This is a genomic window from Halorhabdus sp. SVX81, from assembly GCF_029207715.1.
Taxonomy (GTDB): Archaea; Halobacteriota; Halobacteria; order Halobacteriales; family Haloarculaceae; genus Halorhabdus.
Map to the genome: position 1 here is coordinate 1,271,350 of NZ_CP104322.1, position 15,872 is coordinate 1,287,221.

The 15,872-nt window shown below is 63.8% G+C and carries 13 protein-coding genes; 5 read left to right on the plus strand and 8 right to left on the minus strand.

The genetic code is table 11. The annotated features are described in order from the left end of the window. The first annotated feature begins 111 nt into the window (after nucleotides 1-111). Both SVXhr_RS06285 and SVXhr_RS06290 read left to right on the plus strand, forming a co-directional pair. A complete protein-coding gene (locus SVXhr_RS06285; protein ID WP_275740452.1) occupies nucleotides 112-912 on the plus strand; it encodes an aldo/keto reductase in 801 nt (266 codons plus the stop codon). Between the two features lie 66 nt (nucleotides 913-978). Beyond that, nucleotides 979-2,013 (plus strand): phosphate uptake regulator PhoU, encoded by a 1,035-nt coding sequence (locus SVXhr_RS06290; protein WP_275740454.1) that lies wholly within the window; start codon nucleotides 979-981, stop codon nucleotides 2,011-2,013. 91 nt (nucleotides 2,014-2,104) lie between these two features. Here SVXhr_RS06290 and uvrA read toward each other — a convergent pair whose 3' ends face one another. Further along, nucleotides 2,105-5,080 carry an excinuclease ABC subunit UvrA gene (uvrA, locus tag SVXhr_RS06295; protein ID WP_275740456.1) on the minus strand — a complete coding sequence of 992 codons (2,976 nt, stop codon included), beginning with the start codon at nucleotides 5,078-5,080 and terminating at the stop codon, nucleotides 2,105-2,107. Nucleotides 5,081-5,211: 131 nt separating this feature from the next. On the opposite strand from uvrA, the gene SVXhr_RS06300 reads away from it, so the two are divergent. Continuing rightward, a complete protein-coding gene (locus SVXhr_RS06300; RefSeq protein ID WP_275740458.1) occupies nucleotides 5,212-5,967 on the plus strand; it encodes a bacteriorhodopsin in 756 nt (251 codons plus the stop codon). An 88-nt stretch (nucleotides 5,968-6,055) separates the two neighbouring features. Here SVXhr_RS06300 and SVXhr_RS06305 read toward each other — a convergent pair whose 3' ends face one another. The 4 genes from SVXhr_RS06305 to SVXhr_RS06320 all read right to left on the minus strand — a co-directional run bounded on the left by SVXhr_RS06305 (nucleotide 6,056) and on the right by SVXhr_RS06320 (nucleotide 12,161). Then, nucleotides 6,056-6,814, minus strand: a complete 759-nt coding sequence (locus SVXhr_RS06305) for a lycopene cyclase domain-containing protein (protein WP_275740460.1) — start codon at nucleotides 6,812-6,814, stop codon at nucleotides 6,056-6,058. 579 nt (nucleotides 6,815-7,393) lie between these two features. Then, nucleotides 7,394-9,433: a bacterio-opsin activator domain-containing protein gene (locus tag SVXhr_RS06310; protein ID WP_275740462.1), complete on the minus strand. Its 2,040-nt coding sequence runs from the start codon at nucleotides 9,431-9,433 to the stop codon at nucleotides 7,394-7,396. A 74-nt stretch (nucleotides 9,434-9,507) separates the two neighbouring features. After that, nucleotides 9,508-11,088, minus strand: coding sequence for a phytoene desaturase family protein (crtI, locus tag SVXhr_RS06315; protein ID WP_275740464.1), 1,581 nt, complete (start codon nucleotides 11,086-11,088; stop codon nucleotides 9,508-9,510). Next, the gene (locus SVXhr_RS06320; RefSeq protein WP_275740466.1) at nucleotides 11,085-12,161 is read right to left on the minus strand and encodes a Brp/Blh family beta-carotene 15,15'-dioxygenase; all 1,077 of its coding nucleotides are present in this window, start codon (nucleotides 12,159-12,161) and stop codon (nucleotides 11,085-11,087) included. Before SVXhr_RS06320 ends, crtI begins: the two co-directional genes overlap by 4 nt. Before the next feature lie 128 nt (nucleotides 12,162-12,289). Between SVXhr_RS06320 and brz the strand changes: the two genes are divergently transcribed. Beyond that, nucleotides 12,290-12,472: a transcriptional regulator Brz gene (gene brz / locus SVXhr_RS06325; protein WP_012795384.1), complete on the plus strand. Its 183-nt coding sequence runs from the start codon at nucleotides 12,290-12,292 to the stop codon at nucleotides 12,470-12,472. Between the two features lie 23 nt (nucleotides 12,473-12,495). Here brz and SVXhr_RS06330 read toward each other — a convergent pair whose 3' ends face one another. After that, nucleotides 12,496-13,233 (minus strand): SDR family NAD(P)-dependent oxidoreductase, encoded by a 738-nt coding sequence (locus SVXhr_RS06330; protein ID WP_275740470.1) that lies wholly within the window; start codon nucleotides 13,231-13,233, stop codon nucleotides 12,496-12,498. Nucleotides 13,234-13,312: 79 nt separating this feature from the next. Here SVXhr_RS06330 and SVXhr_RS06335 point away from each other — a divergent pair, with 79 nt between their 5' ends. Then, entirely contained in the window at nucleotides 13,313-14,020 is a 708-nt protein-coding gene (locus SVXhr_RS06335; protein ID WP_275740472.1) for a TIGR00266 family protein, read from the plus strand. A gap of 18 nt (nucleotides 14,021-14,038) precedes the next feature. Here SVXhr_RS06335 and SVXhr_RS06340 read toward each other — a convergent pair whose 3' ends face one another. Both SVXhr_RS06340 and SVXhr_RS06345 read right to left on the minus strand, forming a co-directional pair. Next, a complete protein-coding gene (locus SVXhr_RS06340; protein WP_275740474.1) occupies nucleotides 14,039-15,433 on the minus strand; it encodes a DUF402 domain-containing protein in 1,395 nt (464 codons plus the stop codon). A 183-nt stretch (nucleotides 15,434-15,616) separates the two neighbouring features. Next, nucleotides 15,617-15,775 (minus strand): preprotein translocase subunit Sec61beta, encoded by a 159-nt coding sequence (locus SVXhr_RS06345; RefSeq protein ID WP_012795389.1) that lies wholly within the window; start codon nucleotides 15,773-15,775, stop codon nucleotides 15,617-15,619. Nucleotides 15,776-15,872: the final 97 nt, after the last annotated feature.

The window sequence follows — 15,872 nt, forward strand, 5'->3', positions numbered from 1 at the left end:
AGTAACACGAGTCGATCTGCCGAGACGACAGTTCGCCACGGCTGTGACTTGTGACGTGATTTCTCACCCCAAACAGTAACCCCCATACGTCCCGGTCGCGAAGGGATTTTCATGACGGATCTACCCGATATCGGACTCGGAACCTGGCAGAACGAGGATCCCGAGCAGTGTGCCGACAGTGTCGCGACAGCCCTCGAGATGGGGTATCGGCATATCGACACGGCGGAGATCTACGGGAACGAGGAGAGTGTCGGCGACGGATTGGCGACGGCCGACGTTCCGCGAGACGAAATCTTCCTCGCGACGAAGGTCCACGGTGAGTCGACCAGTCTCAGCTACGACGGCGTGATCGAGACGGCCCACAACAGCCTCGACCGGCTCGGCGTCGAGGCCGTCGATCTACTGTACGTCCACTGGCCGACCGGCGATTACGATCCCGAGGAGACCCTGTCGGCGTTCGAGGAACTCCGCGAGGAGGGTGTCACCGAGCGTATCGGCGTCTCCAACTTCGAGCCTTCGACCGTCGAGCGTGCACTCGACGTCCTCGATGTGCCGCTGTTCGCGAATCAGGTCGAGATGCATCCCCTCCTCCAGCAGGAGGAACTGCTCGCTCATGCTGAGGAACACGACTATCACCTCGTCGCGTACTCACCACTTTCCCGGGGCGATGTCTTCGACGTCCCCGAAATCACGGAGATCGCCGGGAAACACGACGTGAGCGAGGCCCAGGTCAGCCTGGCCTGGGTGCGCGAGAAGGGGGCCTATCCGATCCCGAAGGCTACCAGCGAGACACACATCCGGGACAACTTCGAGAGCCTTGCCCTCGAACTCGACGACGAAGACGTCGCGGCCATCGACGACATCGATCGCGAGACACGTCACATCGACTACCAGGCCGCTCCCTGGCATTAGTCTTGGTCGGTGGTTTTCCCCTGGAATATTCATAAACTTAAGGTAGCGAGCCATCCTAGGACACATATGGATACGAGAAAGGTCCAGCAACTCGGACCCTCGACGCTCGCGATGACGCTGCCGGCGGAGTGGACGACGGAGACAGATGTCGAGAAGGGTGACGAGATTTCCATCCGGATCGGTGACAAGGGGACGTTGACTGTACTCCCCGAGTCCGTCCAGTCTGGAGACACCGAAGCGACGATCTACGTCTCCGAACTTGACGCCGACGCCGTCGAACGGGCGATCGTCGCCCAGTACGTCCTCGGTCGACAGGTGATCCATGTCGAAGCGGAAGGGTCGGACACACTCGATAGCTCCCACATCAACGCGGTCTACAACGCCGAGACCCAACTGATGGGGCTGGGCGTGATCGAGGAGACGCCCGAACGCATCACCGTCCGGTGTTCGGTCGATCCCGGCGACTTCACTCTCAACAATTTGCTCGAACGTCTCGAGAGCACCGGCAGTACGATGCGAAACGAGGCGATCCGGGCACTCGCACACGGGAATCCGGATCTGGCCCAGCGGGCCTTGAACCGGGAGCGACAGGCCAACAAGATCTTCGTGTTGCTCCTCAGACTCATCTTCACAGCCCACCAGAACCCCAACGTCGCGCGCGGAATCGGGCTCGACGATGCGTTCCCGCTGATCGGCTATCGGTCGGTCGCGAAGAACCTCGAACTGGCTGCTGACAACGCCGAGGACATCGCCGACATCGCGCTCGAAGCGGAAGGCCACAGTCTCGATGTCGACGCGGGAACCATGGATCGGATCCGTGACATGGTCGAGAAAGTCGACGAAATTTCCGAACAGGCCGTTCGAGCCGCGGTCGAGCGGGATTACACCGCCGCCAACGAGGCACGCTCACAGTTCCGTGTGATCGACGAGCAGGGGGCTGACCTCCTCGAAGGTCTCGAGGAGATGCCCAACCAAAAGCTGCTGGCGATCCGGGAGGTGCTGGTCGCTCTGCAGGATACGGCGCAGTATTCGGTTCGGAACGCCGAGATCGCGACGAACCTCGCACTCAACGAGGAATCCGGACACATCACGCTCGAGTGAGACACCGTGTTCCGGACCGATCCGGGACCGTCTCGCACGGGTGCATTTGCCGTGTGATTACGGTGTAGTACGCTGTATACGCGACGGTCGATCAGTCGTCAGCAGCGGGCGGAGCGGACTGTTCTCGATCGGCGCGTGGGCCCTCCCTGTCGACTGCTGGCAACAGATCTCGCAAGTACTGCCCGGTGTATGATCCGTCCGTTCGGGCCACCCTCTCTGGTGTGCCCGCCGCGACGATCTCGCCGCCGTTCTCGCCGCCTTCCGGACCGAGGTCGATGATCCGGTCCGCGTTCTTCACGAGGTCGAGTTCGTGTTCGATCACGACGACCGTGTTCCCGTCCTCGGTAAGTCGGTGGAGCACGTCGATCAACTTGCGTTCGTCCTCGGGATGGAGTCCCGTCGTCGGTTCGTCGAGGAGATACAGCGTCTCGCCGGAATCTTTCTTCCCGAGTTCCTCGGCAAGTTTCACCCGCTGGGCCTCCCCACCGGACAGCGTCGTCGAGGGCTGGCCGAGTTTCATGTAGCCCAACCCGACGTCTCTGAGCAGTTCGAGTCGACGACGAATCCCCGGGTGACTCTCGAAGAACTCGTAGGCTTCCGAGACGGTCATCTCCAGAACGTCTGCGATCGTCTTGCCCTTGTAGGTAACGTCCAGCGTCTCGGCGTTGTAGCGGTCGCCGCCACACTCCTCGCAGGGTACTTCGACGTTGCTGAGGAAGTTCATGTCGATCGTGACGGTCCCCTGCCCGCCGCAGGCTTCACACCGCCCACCTTTGACGTTGAAGGAGAAACGCCCCTTCTCGTAGCCCCGTTGTTTCGCCAGTTTGGTCTCGGCGAACAGTTCCCGGATGTGATCGAAGACGTCCGTGTACGTCGCCGGGTTCGAGCGCGGGGTGCGTCCGATCGGCGACTGGTCGATGAGTCGGACCGTCTCGATCCGCTCGATGCCGTCGATCGCGTCGTGCTCGCCGGGATTGACGCTCGTGTTGTCGTTCATCTCGCGAGCCAGGCCCTTATAAAGGACGTCGTGCATCAGCGTCGACTTGCCCGACCCCGAGACGCCGGTGATCGCAGTGAACGTCCCCAGCGGGATGTCCACGTCGAGGTCCGCTAGATTGTGCTGACGGGCACCACGGATCGTCAGCGTCCCCTCGGGCTCCCGGCGCTCCTCGGGCACCGGGATCGACCGCTCGCCCGCCAGGTACTCGCCGGTGACGGATTCGTCGCTGTCGATGACGGCCTCGAGTGGGCCGTTGACCACGATCTCGCCGCCCTGTTTACCCGGCCCTGGCCCCATGTCGACGATGTTGTCCGCCCGGCGCATCGTCGCGGTGTCGTGTTCGACAACGAGCAGGGTATTGCCCAGGTCCCGGAGCTCAGCCAGGGTGTTCAAAAGCCGATCGTTGTCCCGCTGGTGGAGTCCGATCGAGGGCTCGTCCAGGACGTAGAGCACGCCCACGAGTCCCGAGCCGATCTGGGTCGCCAGCCGGATGCGCTGGCTCTCACCACCCGACAGCGTTGAGGCCTCCCGATCGAGGGTGAGATACGCCAGGCCGACCTCCTGCATGAACCCGAGCCTCGCGCGGATCTCCTTCAAGATCTCCGTCGCGATGGTGGCGTCCCGTTCGCTCATCCCCGCCTCCATGCCCTCGAAGTGTTCGAGGGCGTCGCCGATCGACAGCTCGTTGACCGCGGTGATCGAGGTGTCGTCGACGAGGACGGCCCGCGATTCGGCCTTGAGCCGCGTCCCCTCACAGTTCGGACACGTCGTCGTGGCCATGAACTCCTCGATGTGCTCGCGGGCGCGATCGGAGTCCGTCTCGACGTGGCGGCGTTCGAGATTCGGGATCACGCCCTCGAAGCGCTCGGTCTTCTCACGGGTGCCGTTCTTGGTTTGCCACTGGAAGTGGACCCGGTCGTCCGTGCCGTAGAGGAACTGTCGGCGGATCTCCGGATCGAGTTCTTCGAAGGGCGTCTCCAGATCGACGTCGAAGTGCTGGGCGACGTTGTCGAGTTGCCGGGAGTAGTACGTCCGGTCGTAACTCCAGGGCTCGAAGACGTGCTTGAGTGGCTTTTCGGGATCGGTGATCACCAGATCCTCGCTGACCTCTTTGGTCTCGCCGAGTCCCTCACATTCCGGACAGGCACCATGCGGGGAGTTAAACGAAAAGCTCCGGGTCTCGATCTCGCTGATGTCGATGCCACAGTGCGTACAGGCCAGGTCCTCGGAGAACTCGACGACGAGGCGGTCGTCGCGGCCGTCTCCGTCGTCGGAATCCGCTTCGTCGGCCAGATCGCCAGTCGAACGAGCGCTCGCCCCGCCCAACTCTGTGCCCTCGGGCGGATCGGGAACGATGACTTTGAGAATCCCGTGGGCTTCCTCGAGGGCGGTCTCGACGGAGTCGGTGATCCGCGAGCGGGCGTCCGGGGCGACCTGTACGCGGTCGACGATCACGTCGATCGTGTGGTCGTAGTTCTCGTCGAGGTCCGGGCGATCCAGCGTCAGATCGTATTCCTCGCCGTCGACCTCGACACGGCTGTAGCCCTCGCCGACGAGTTCGTCGAAGCGGTCCTCGAAGGCCCCCTTCTGGTCGCGGACGATCGGCGCGGCGATCTTGAGTTTCGTCCCTTCCGGCAGTTCGAGGATCCGGGAGACCATGTTCTCGGCGCTCTGTTCGCCGACTTCGCGGCCACACTCGGGACAGTGTGGCGTCCCGACGCGGGCGTACAGCAGGCGGAGGTAGTCGTGCAGTTCAGTGACCGTCCCGACCGTCGATCGGGGGTTGTTGGCGGCGTTCTTCTGGTCGATCGAGATCGCCGGGGACAGTCCTTCGACCGATTCGACCTGTGGCTTGTCCATCTGCCCGAGGAAGTTCCGCGCGTAGGCCGACAGCGACTCGATGTATCGGCGCTGGCCTTCGGCGTAGATCGTTTCGAACGCGAGTGAGGATTTCCCCGACCCTGAGAGGCCGGTGACGACCGTCAGCTCCTCGCGTGGGATCTCACAATCGACGTCCTTGAGGTTGTGCTGTTCGGCCCCGCGGACCTCGATGACGTCCTTGCTCATTCGATGAATTCCACGGTCCGGATCGGTGAAACCCTGTCGGTCCGTGCCCCGTCAATGGATAGCGGCATTTCTTACCGAATGGGTTTGGTACGAACGTTACCCGAGTCCCGAGCGAACATATAGCTTGTAGCATGACAGACCTAACCACCATTTCGCTGTGGGCAGGCACGGCAGGAATGTTCCTGGGAATGCTGTATTTCATCGCGACAGGATGGAACGTACGGGATTCCCGGCGAAAGAAATTCTACGTCGTCACGACGTTCATCGCGGCGATCGCCTTCGTCAACTACCTGGCGATGGCGACGGGGTTCGGGAAGCTCCCGATCGAAGTCATCGAAAATATCCTGGGGACAGAGTTCGGTAGCGGCGTCCCCGAGGAGATCTACTGGCCGCGATACACCGACTGGATCCTGACGACGCCGCTGTTGTTGTACGACATCGCGTTGCTCGCGGGCGCTGACCGTAACACGATCAGTACACTTGTTGGACTCGACGTGTTGATGATCCTCACCGGCGTCGTCGCGACGCTGACGTTCACCGGCGGGGCCGGGCTGGAAGTCGAGGGCGCTCGCATCCTCTGGTGGGGCGTCTCCACCGGCTTCCTCCTGGTGTTGCTGTACTTCCTGTTCTCGACGCTGACGGCAAAAGCCAACGAGTTGTCGGCTGACACACAGCGTACGTTCAAACTCCTTCGGAACATGATCGCCGTCCTCTGGCTGGTCTACCCGATCTGGTGGATCGTCGGCACTGAGGGGCTCGGCGCTATCGGGATCGGTCCGGAGACGGCTGGTTTCGCCGTGCTCGACGTGACCGCGAAGGTGATCTTCGGGATCATCCTGCTGCGGAGTCACGACGTCCTCGACGAGGGCGCTCCGTCGGCGAGCTAAACTGCACAGTCATCGACTGACAGTCGCGTCGCGGATTTTTCTGACACACGTCGGTTGAGCACACAACTGCACCGGGTGGCGATTCTGATTATTCGACCCGTTCGACGGTCGTATCGATGACGTCCGTCACGGCGGGCAGCGCGTCGCGTTCGACGACCCACCCCAAGAGGACCAGCCCCTGAACGAGAAACGCGTTCGTCACGAGAAAGAACAGGGCCTCCTCGACTGGCAATCCCAGGAGCGCGAGCCCCGTCGTCCGATCCGGCGAGAACGTCCACAGTCCGAGTTCGATCGCCAGTCGATCGGCGGCCCAGAGATACGCTGTCGGCAGCGCGATCGCGAGCGTGACTGTCCGACGCGCCCGAACGAGGATCGGCCAGCCGAATCCCCACTGGAGGGCGAGGACCGGGGCCGCCCACACCAGAATCGCACCCAGATACGTCCCGGACGGAACCAACAGGACGGCGAGTCCGATCACGCCGACCAGCCCGCCGGCGAGGACGCCGACCAGCCGCTGTCTTCGGGTGACCGACCCACGCCCGTCCGGGACGTCGACGAGCGTCGTCCACAGTCCAGTCAGCACCGTCTGGGTGAGGATGAACAACAGCTCCTCGTACGGGACAACGCCCAGTTGGCCAAGTAGCGTCGATCCGTACTCCCAGACGCCGATCCGGATCAACTGGCCGTCCCAGGGAACGGTATACACCAGCGCGACACCCGCAAGCAGCCCGGTCCCGAACAGCTGGGCCGGCCGAAAGCGCCGGCTCACGGCCAGCACCCCCGCCAGGATCGCGACCGGCACGACCACGAACGCCATCACGAACGACAGGTACGTGATCGGTGCCATCACGGCCCTCCGGATCGATTCCCCAGCACACCGCCGCCCGTCATCCAGAGACCACTGTCCGGTCGTGTGTCCTCCCGAATGTCGATTTTGACGGTCATTCCTAGGACATACGCGGGCAAGCCGACTCAAAGCGATACCTATTGTATTGGGGTGAGCGTGTCATAGAATCGTTCGTAAGTGTTCAGCAGGTGGGTATAGTTCTTGCTCTGGGCTCGGTCTGGGGTACGTGTCGGCGCTGAAACGAGAGACAAGTATAAGCATTATACAGCTGAACAAATGAACGTGTCAGAACAGCCCTCCAGCAAGTCGAGTAATCTGGTCAGCACGGAAACCAAGATTACAGCCGTTTTCGTCATACTCGCTCTCGTATCGGTGTACGGCACTACCGCTGTGACTGATACGCAATGGGTCCACTTCGCCGTCCTCCTCGGTGTTGGCGTTATCGCCCCGACAGTCATCAACGAATGGCGTAGCTAATCGGATTCCGAACCCGACACACTATTGTGGCCCCATGAGACGCTTTCTCTGAGACGTCCTTGGGGTTGCAATCCGGTTCGACGGTCGGTCTCGAACCGCCGATCAGGCGTCGAAAAACGCCCGGACGAGTTTCTTCTCCGCGGTCCGGAGGTGCTGGTAGTACGTCGAGGGGACGACGTCCATCGAGTCGGCCAGTTCGTCGCCCTCGCTTTCGCGAGGCCACTCGAAAAACCCGCTCACGTAGGCTTTCCGAAGGGCAGTTAGCTGCCGGTCAGTCAGTTCGGACTCGACAGCGCTCCGGAAGGCCTGGGGCGTTTCGCCGGGTTCGTCGGCTTCGGTATAGGAAATCAGCGTCGTCGTCTCGTACGTCGATTCGAGATCCTCGACGATCGCGCGACCGTTCTGTTCGGTCGCGACCCGAAACGCGAGCTCGAGCCCGTCGGCGTCGATCGAAACGTCCTGGATGTCACCGCCGTACCCGGAGAGGATCGTCACGAACGGTGTCCCCGCCGTGACGATCTCGACCGTACACTCCTGCTCAGCCCGGGAGAGTACCGTCATGCCGGTGACGGCGTCGTATCTATCGACCCCCGCTCGGACAGCCGCCTCGTCCCCGGCGTCGATCCGGAACAGGAACCGAACGCTTCCGTCGTCGGTCGCCCGGGCACCGCGGTAGGCGAGTTCGCCATCGAGTCGATCCGCCAGATCCGGTAAGAAGAGATCCTGATCCTCCAGCAAGACTTTGATCTCGAAAGTCGCGTCGGTCGTCACGGTTCGCTTGCTCAGGACGGCGTTGATGGCCGAGCCGATCGCCCGGCCAAGGGCAGCGAGAATCGTACGTTCGGTCTCGTCGAAGGCGTCCGGATCCTGGTCGTAGACGGCGAGGACGCCGTAGGTCGTCCGCCGGTAGACGAGCGGGATCACGACCCCCGAACCGGCCGATTCAGCATTTTCTCCGGAGGTCGATGCGCCGCCGACGGGCGATTCCAGTCCCGCGACATCCTCGAACCGCCGGACTTCGCCCCGGCGCAACGCCGTCCCGATCACGTCGGTGCCTGACGCGGCGTTTGGGTCATCGAGTTCGAGCGTCACGGGTTCGGTGCTCGTTTCGCTGTCCTCGGTGATCGTGATCGTCTCGGCGGGTGGATCGTATTCCCCGATCCACGCCCGGTCGAATTCTTCGCCGTCACCGATCCGTTCGACAGTCATCTCGTCGATGTCAGCGCGTGAATCGGCTCTGACGAGAATCTCGGTGACGTCGCTGACCAGCCCTTCGACGCGATCAAGCAGCCGTCGCAAGTTCTCCCGTTCGCGTCTGATCGCCGCCTCCGTTTCCCTGCGCTCGGTGATATCCTGTTGATAGCCGACAAAGTTGGTCACCGTCCCGTCGTCGTCACGGATCGGCGAGATCTCGAGGTTGTTCCAGAACGGCGAGCCGTCGGCGCGATAGTTCCGCAGTTCGACTGCGGCCGCCGCCTCGTCCGCCACGGCGTCCCGGAGTTCCAGGGTCGTTTCCGCGTCGGTCTCCGTGCCCTGGAGGAACCGACAGTTGACGCCGATCGCGTCTTCCTTCTCGTACCCCGTCATCTCCACGAAGGCGTCGTTGACGTAGATCAGAGGCTCATCCGGCGCGGTCGCGTCGGCGATCGTGATTCCGACCGGCGCTTCGTCGAGCGCTCGCTCCTTGAGACGCTGTTGTTCGGTCGCCGTGCGATCGTTGATCGGCATCCGGACCTGCCCCTCGCCGTCTGTCGGTTCCGGGACTGCGTCGTCGATGGCGTCGACGACGAGACTCAGTCTGTTCTCGCTCGTCCGTGGGACGTAAGCTGTAGCGTCGGCGGCGACTGCCCGGCGGGCGACCGCCCCTTCGGAAACGTCCGGGATGACGATGACCGGCAACTGCGGTCGATCCCGGCGAATCGACTCCAGCAGCGCCAGTCCGTCGAACCCCGACCCCACGTGGTCAGTCACGACGCAATCTATCTCGTCGGTGTCGACCCGTTCGGCGGCTGCCAGGAAGTCCGTCGCCGATTCGACGACGACGTTGTCCGCCGACTCCTGGATCCCGTCCGTCGATACCGGCGGGGTCTCCGGATCGTCCCCAACCCGAAGTATCCGCCGGACATCCCCAGCGCTGCTCATGACTTTCCTGTTAGCGGACGATCATTGTAAATGTGGGGCTCGAACCGAACAAACGCCGGTGGGTCGGCCGGCACTCACCCGAGCAACCGCTCGACGACGCCGCGCTCGCGTTCGTCCTCGATGACCGCCTGGGCGGCGTGCTCGCCGCTGATGATCGTCATCGGGACACCGATGCCCGGCGAGGTGAACCCGCCGACGTAGTACAGGCCGTCGACGCGCTTCGCGCGATGTGAGGGACGCATCGGTCCGGTCTGGAACAGTGTATGTGCCAGCCCCAGCGCGGTCCCTTCGGGGTAGTTGAGGCGTTCAGTGAAGTCATCGACACACATCGACGCTTCGGTGACAACTCGGTCCCGGAGGTCGACGCCGACGTTCGTGGCGAGGTCCTCGAGGATCCAGTCCCGGTATTCCTCGCGTCGTGCTTGGGTGTCTTCTAGCCCCGGCGCGATCGGAACAAGTACGACCACCGCGTGGTGGTCGTCGGGCGCGACGCCGTCGTCGGTGAGCGAGGGCACGGCGAGATAGTACGCGGGATCGTCCGGCCAGGCCGGGGCCTCGAAAATCGACGCGAAGTGAGGGTCCCAGTCGTCAGGGAACACCAGCGAGTGATGTTCGAGCGGGCCGACGTCGCCTTCGACGCCGAAGTACCAAAGCAGCGCCGAGGGCGCGTAAGTCTGGTCGTCCCAGTGATCGAGGTCGTGATCGCGTTTTCCGGGTGAGAGCAACTCGCGCTCGACGTGGGCCGGCGGTGCGTTGGCGACGACCCGATCGGCCCGCCGGCGTCCCTCGGTCGTCTGGAGGGCGAGCCCGGTCGTCGTTTCCTGGAGATCCGTCACCTCGACGCCCGTCCGATAGGAGACGCCGAGTTCCTCGCCGAGGTCGGCCAGCCCCTCGACGAGGCTGTACATCCCGCCGTCCGGGTAGTAGACGCCCATGTTGTAATCGACGTGGGACATGAGGTTGTACAGCGCCGGCGTGTTGTGTGGGGAGCCGCCGAGAAAGACCAGCGTGTACTGCAGCAACTGCTGGAGTTTCGGGTTCTCGAAGTACTCCTCGACGTGGTCCTGCATCGACCCGAGCATCGTCAGGCCCGGACCGGCCTGAACCACGCTGGGGTCCAGAAGGTCTCGAAACCGGGAGCGGTCTTCGTAGACGAAGTGTTCCATCCCCACGTCGTAGGTGTGTTCGGCCTCCGCGAGGTACTCCTCGAAGGCCTCGCCGCCGCCCGCTTCGTAGGCGGCGAAGATTCGTTTGATCTGGGTGCGATCCGGCGTGATCGTCACCCAATCACAGGGCGCGTCGACGTCCTCGTCGTAAGGCGTTCCGGCCCCCGGGACCGGATCACTGTCGCGGAAAAACACACGGTACTGCGGATCGAGCTTCAAAAGCTCGTAATACTCGTCAGGCTCGCGGTCGAACTGCTCGAAGAACCGTTCGAAGACATCGGGCATCAGGTACCACGATGGACCGGTATCGAAGCGGAACCCGTCGAGTTCAAGCAGGTTCGCGGCCCCGCCGAGACGGGGCTGCTTTTCGAGGACGGTCACGTCCGCGCCGGCGTCAGCGAGGAAGGCGGCGGCGGAGAGTCCACCGATCCCGCCACCGATGACGTCGACCGACCGGCCAGCGAGTGACCCGGCTGCATTTCCTGTCATGGCACGTACCAGATGCCGCGCTCGCGGTCCATAAATGAACCGACGACCACGTGCGGGAGTGCGATGATACTGATCGAGATGCTCCAGAAGGCGACCAAACCCGGTAACAGCGGCGCACCACCGAGCGGCTCGCTCGCGACGAACAGGATCGTCCCGACGACGCCGGCCGTCGCGATCGACCCGGCGATCAACACGCCCCAGGCAGTCAGCGCGATCACGCGTGGGTCGTCGCTCTCGAGGAACGGCGTGAGGACGCCGCCCTGTTCCGGGACATCGTCCTCGATGGAGACGTGTCGTCCGACCTGTCGCATGGAGTACCAAAGCGGGAAGTACAGCCCGACGGCGACGACTACGGGCACGACCGCGAAGAAGGCGATCAGCAGCGCCGTCTCGGCGGCGTCGACGAGCCACGACCGGGTGCCGTCCCGGCGAAGATACCCCAACCCGACGTGTGCGACGGCGAGTGCGGCGAACCCAATTCCGATGAGGGGCCGGGTGATCGCGAAGTACTGTGCGAACGGTTCGAGCCCGCCGGGCTGGAAGATGTTCACCATGTAGGCGCTGAACGTCTCGAAGGTCCCCGGCCAGGCGACGATCGGAACGGCCATGACGACACCGCCACGGACCAGTGCGGCGAGATGACGCTGGATGGGCGTCCGGAGGTGACCGCTCCCGGTCTCGGCGTCCATGACGTGGAGGCCGCCGTAGCCGCCTTTGAGGACCGCGACGAGGATCGCAAGCGCGAGGCCGGCCACCGGCGCGAGGGCGAACAGGGTGATGAATCCTGCGACGAGCGCGAGATATTCGACGACGTAGCGCCACTGGAAGGTGAGGCCACGCTGGCGGATGTTATTGAAGTGTTCGTACCCACCGTGGGGCAGGTTCAGCGCGACCATCCCGAACAGATAGATGGCCGCTTGGGTTGTCAATCCGAGGCGGACCCCCGCTGCCTGGCCCACGACGAATCCGATGGCGATCGTCGCCAGCGCCACGCGAGACGCCACGATCGGTCGGTTCCCCGGCCACGGGACGGAGCCACGGAGGACCGACGATTGACGTGTCGATTGTGCCATGGGCCGGGGTTCGCCCGGCAGAGTCCTCAAGTACCCGCCCAACTCGTTTGGGTCCCCCCGGGACCAGCCACGATCGATGGCCGGCGATGACAGACCATTTATTTCGCCGGGGGACTACCTGGGGGATAATGGGGATCGAACAGTTGTCGTGTCCGGCGTGTGGGGCGACATTCGAAATGGGGTTGCCCCGGGATGTGACCGTCCAGTCCGTCACGACGGAGGATCGCGAGGAACCCGACGACGACCGCGTGAAAGTTCGGCCCAACGCGTGCTCGAACGGCCACGAGTGTTACGTCATGTTCCGCTTTTGAGGGGGCGTCCCTCACCGACTCGCTCACACACGCTCGGGCAGCCATCCACCCGAGACCTCGACGTTCGCACCCGAGATGTAGTCACTGTCGGGATCGAGAAAGAACAGCACGGCCTGGAGCAGATCCTCGAAGTGAGCGGGACGACCACGCGGGAGTTCCTCAGGGAACTCCGCCGAGTTCTCGACGACGTACGGCGAGACCGCGTTGACGGTGATCCCATCCTCGCTGGTATCGGCCGCGAGCATCCGCGTGAACATCAGAACGCCCGCTTTCGCTACGAAATACGGGAAGTTCTTCGGGCTGACCAGCCCCTTCTCACTCGAAGCGTAGCCGACGTTGACGATCCGGCCGTCGCCCGCCTTTCGCATTCCCGGCAGCGCGCGTTTCGAACACAGATACGTCGCGTCGAGGTTCGTCTCCATGACTGTCTGCCAGGTGGCATAGTCGAGTTCGTCCCATCGCTCCGGGGCGAACGCGCCGACGTTGTTGATCAATATGTCGACAGCTCCGAGTTCGGCCTCGACGGCGTCGAACAGCGCGTCGACGCTGTCCGGGTCAGTCACGTCCGCCTGGACGGTCAATGCTTCGACGCCCGCCTCGCGGGCGACGTCGGCGACTACCTCGGCTTCCTCGGGGCTGGTTCGATACTGGACGGCCACGTCCGCCCCGCAGTCGGCGAGCGCGAGCAGCACCTCGCGCCCGACGCCGCGGGCGCTGCCGGTCACGAGCGCGGTCTGATCGTCGAGGGTCGGCGAGAGCATATTCCGGGTACGGGGGCCGACCACAAAATGGTCAGGACGGCGGGGTAGATTTATTGACCGGCCGGGAGACGCCCTCCTCATGGAGTACGACATCGAACACAGGCCCTCCTACGCGTTGCTCTCGGTCGAACTCGACCAGAGCGAGGCGATTCAGGCCGAAGCGGGCGCGATGGTCAGCCACACCGACGGGATCGTCATCGAGACCGAAGCCACGGGCGGCATCGTCGACTCGTTGAAGCGGACGGCCTTCGGCGGGGAGTCCTTCTTCATGAACACCTTCAGCGCTGAGCGACCGGGCCACGTCACGCTCGCCCCGCCCCTGCCGGGCGACGTGATCGGCAAGGAACTCGCGGACGACCGCCTGTTGGTCCAGTCGGGGTCGTTCCTGGCCGCCGAGTCGGGGATCGACATCGACACGAAGTTCGGCGGCGGGCGAACCTTCTTCGGCGGCGAGGGCCTGTTCCTGCTCGAACTCTCCGGCACGGGTCGCACGTTTCTCTCAAGCTACGGCGCGATCGAACGCGTCGACCTCGACCCCGGCGAGACCTACACGGTCGACACCGGCCACATCGTCGCCTTCGAGGGCTCGACCACCTTCGACGTCAAGAAGGTCGGCGGGCTCAAGTCGACGCTGTTCAGCGGCGAGGGACTCGTCTGTGAGTTCAGCGGCGAGGGGGCTGTCTGGCTCCAGACCAGGAGTACCGACGCGTTCCTCTCGTGGCTGATTCCGAACTTGCCCGCCGGTGACGGCGGGGATCACGACGAGGGGTTCAGTATCAACTTCTAGCCGCCCGCGGAACCGGGATCACGACAGCGCGCTCTCGACCGCACTCGCAACCTCGCGGGCCTTCTCGGCGAGTGCCTCGGGGACGTTGCCTGCCCCAACAGCCGCGTCGAGTTCGTCGTCGTCCACCCGCTCGACCGTCCCGTCTCTGTGTTTGACCACGTCGACGTGGAGATCGACGTACTGCACCTCCCCGGGGAACACCTCGACTGGCGTACAGACGTTGACGTACGTCCCGCGCTTTTGCCCGTCTTCGCCCCGGTAGACTGTCGGATACCACCACTTCCCTTCGGTGAACTTCGTGACGGCGACATCGCCCGCCCGGCGCTTCGTGCCCAGCGCGTCGTAGGTCCCACCGGGCGACATCTCGCGCTCGACGCGGATGGTCCCCGCCGGGTCGCGTTCGGTCACCTCGCCGCGCCCGAGACTGACTGTCCGACCGTCCGGCTTGCCGTGAGTTATGGAGACACGATCACCCACTTGCGGGCCGAACTGTCGGGTCACGACGTCGAACGGGAACGTTCCATCGAGGTCCGGGGCGAGTTCCTCGACGAAGTCCACGGCGGCGCTCGCTCGCTCGTCGCCCGCCTTGATGCGGTGATGGCCCGGCATCGTCGGCGTCACTTCCCGGCGATCCTCGTCGAGAGCGAAGCGGGATTCACGGCCAAAGAGTACCCACTGTGTCCCGCGACCGTCGACGATCCGACCGGTCGTCGTGCGTTCGTCGTGGGCCGCCAGTGCGTCGTCGATTTCGACGGCTCGATCGATCAATCCATCGAGGCTCGCTTCGAGCGCGTCGAAGTCGGCGTCGTCGGCGTCCCGACCCCAGGAGACCCGCCAGCCGTCGGGCACGTCGACGGAGAGGACGTCGAGCAAGTCCGGGCCCGCCGCGTCCGTCGGCTCCTCGCGGACCAGTGTCGCCATGTCGCCACGAACCGATAGCGTCGTATCGAGTGCCGGGCGGTCGTCGCTCCAGGGGGCCGCCGGTTCGGCGACCTGCACCCGGAGCAAGTCGTCGGTTTCGACGTGTGCAGCGGTCGCGTGGAAGGGGAGAAACCCCTCGCGCTCGCCCAGATCGACGACGGCTCCGCTCCCCAGCGTCTCGGTGACGACACCATCGAAGATCGCGCCCTGGGACGGCGGATCTGCCCAGCCGAGCGTGTCGATCGCCACATCGAGGCTCTCACGAACGCGCTCGACGCCGAGTTGCGTTCCGACGATACTGATCCCCCGTCGCTGGCCGTCGGTTTCGATCCGCACGTCGGCCGGTTCGTCGGCGAACGTCGTCTCGAAGCGTTTCTGAATGGGAGGGGATGCCTGGACGACGGTGACACCGTCCGCCGCGCTCAGGCGTTCGGTAAGTGCTGTCGCGTAGATACCGCGTACTCGTACGGTGACTGACTCTCCGTCGGTCATACTATCGGGGAACTCCGATCGACGGGTCGCCATCGGTTCCGCTGCGTAACGTCGATTTCGACGGTCGGTACCACCCGTCAGTGTCCCGTCCCGTAGCGCTTCGTTGGGGACGATTCGTGTCCATACGCGGCAAAATGGTTGTCTCGTTTGAAAGCGTCGCGGTACGTCCCGCCCGACCGCCGATCACGCGACCAGGTTCAAGACGAGCACCAGTACCCCAAAGAGTGCCCCGAAGGCAACGATCGTCTTTGGGTCGATTCGGATCGCGTTGCGGTCTTCGGCGTCGAAATACCTGACGAGACCGGCACTCGACATCAGCCCGCCACTATCGCTACTACTCATACCTGTACCTGCGTGATCAGCGCGCCTAAGTTTTTCGGCCTCTGGGTGTCGCTAAACCGCCGCAGTGAAAACGCTTATTTCGCCGCCTCGGCAACGT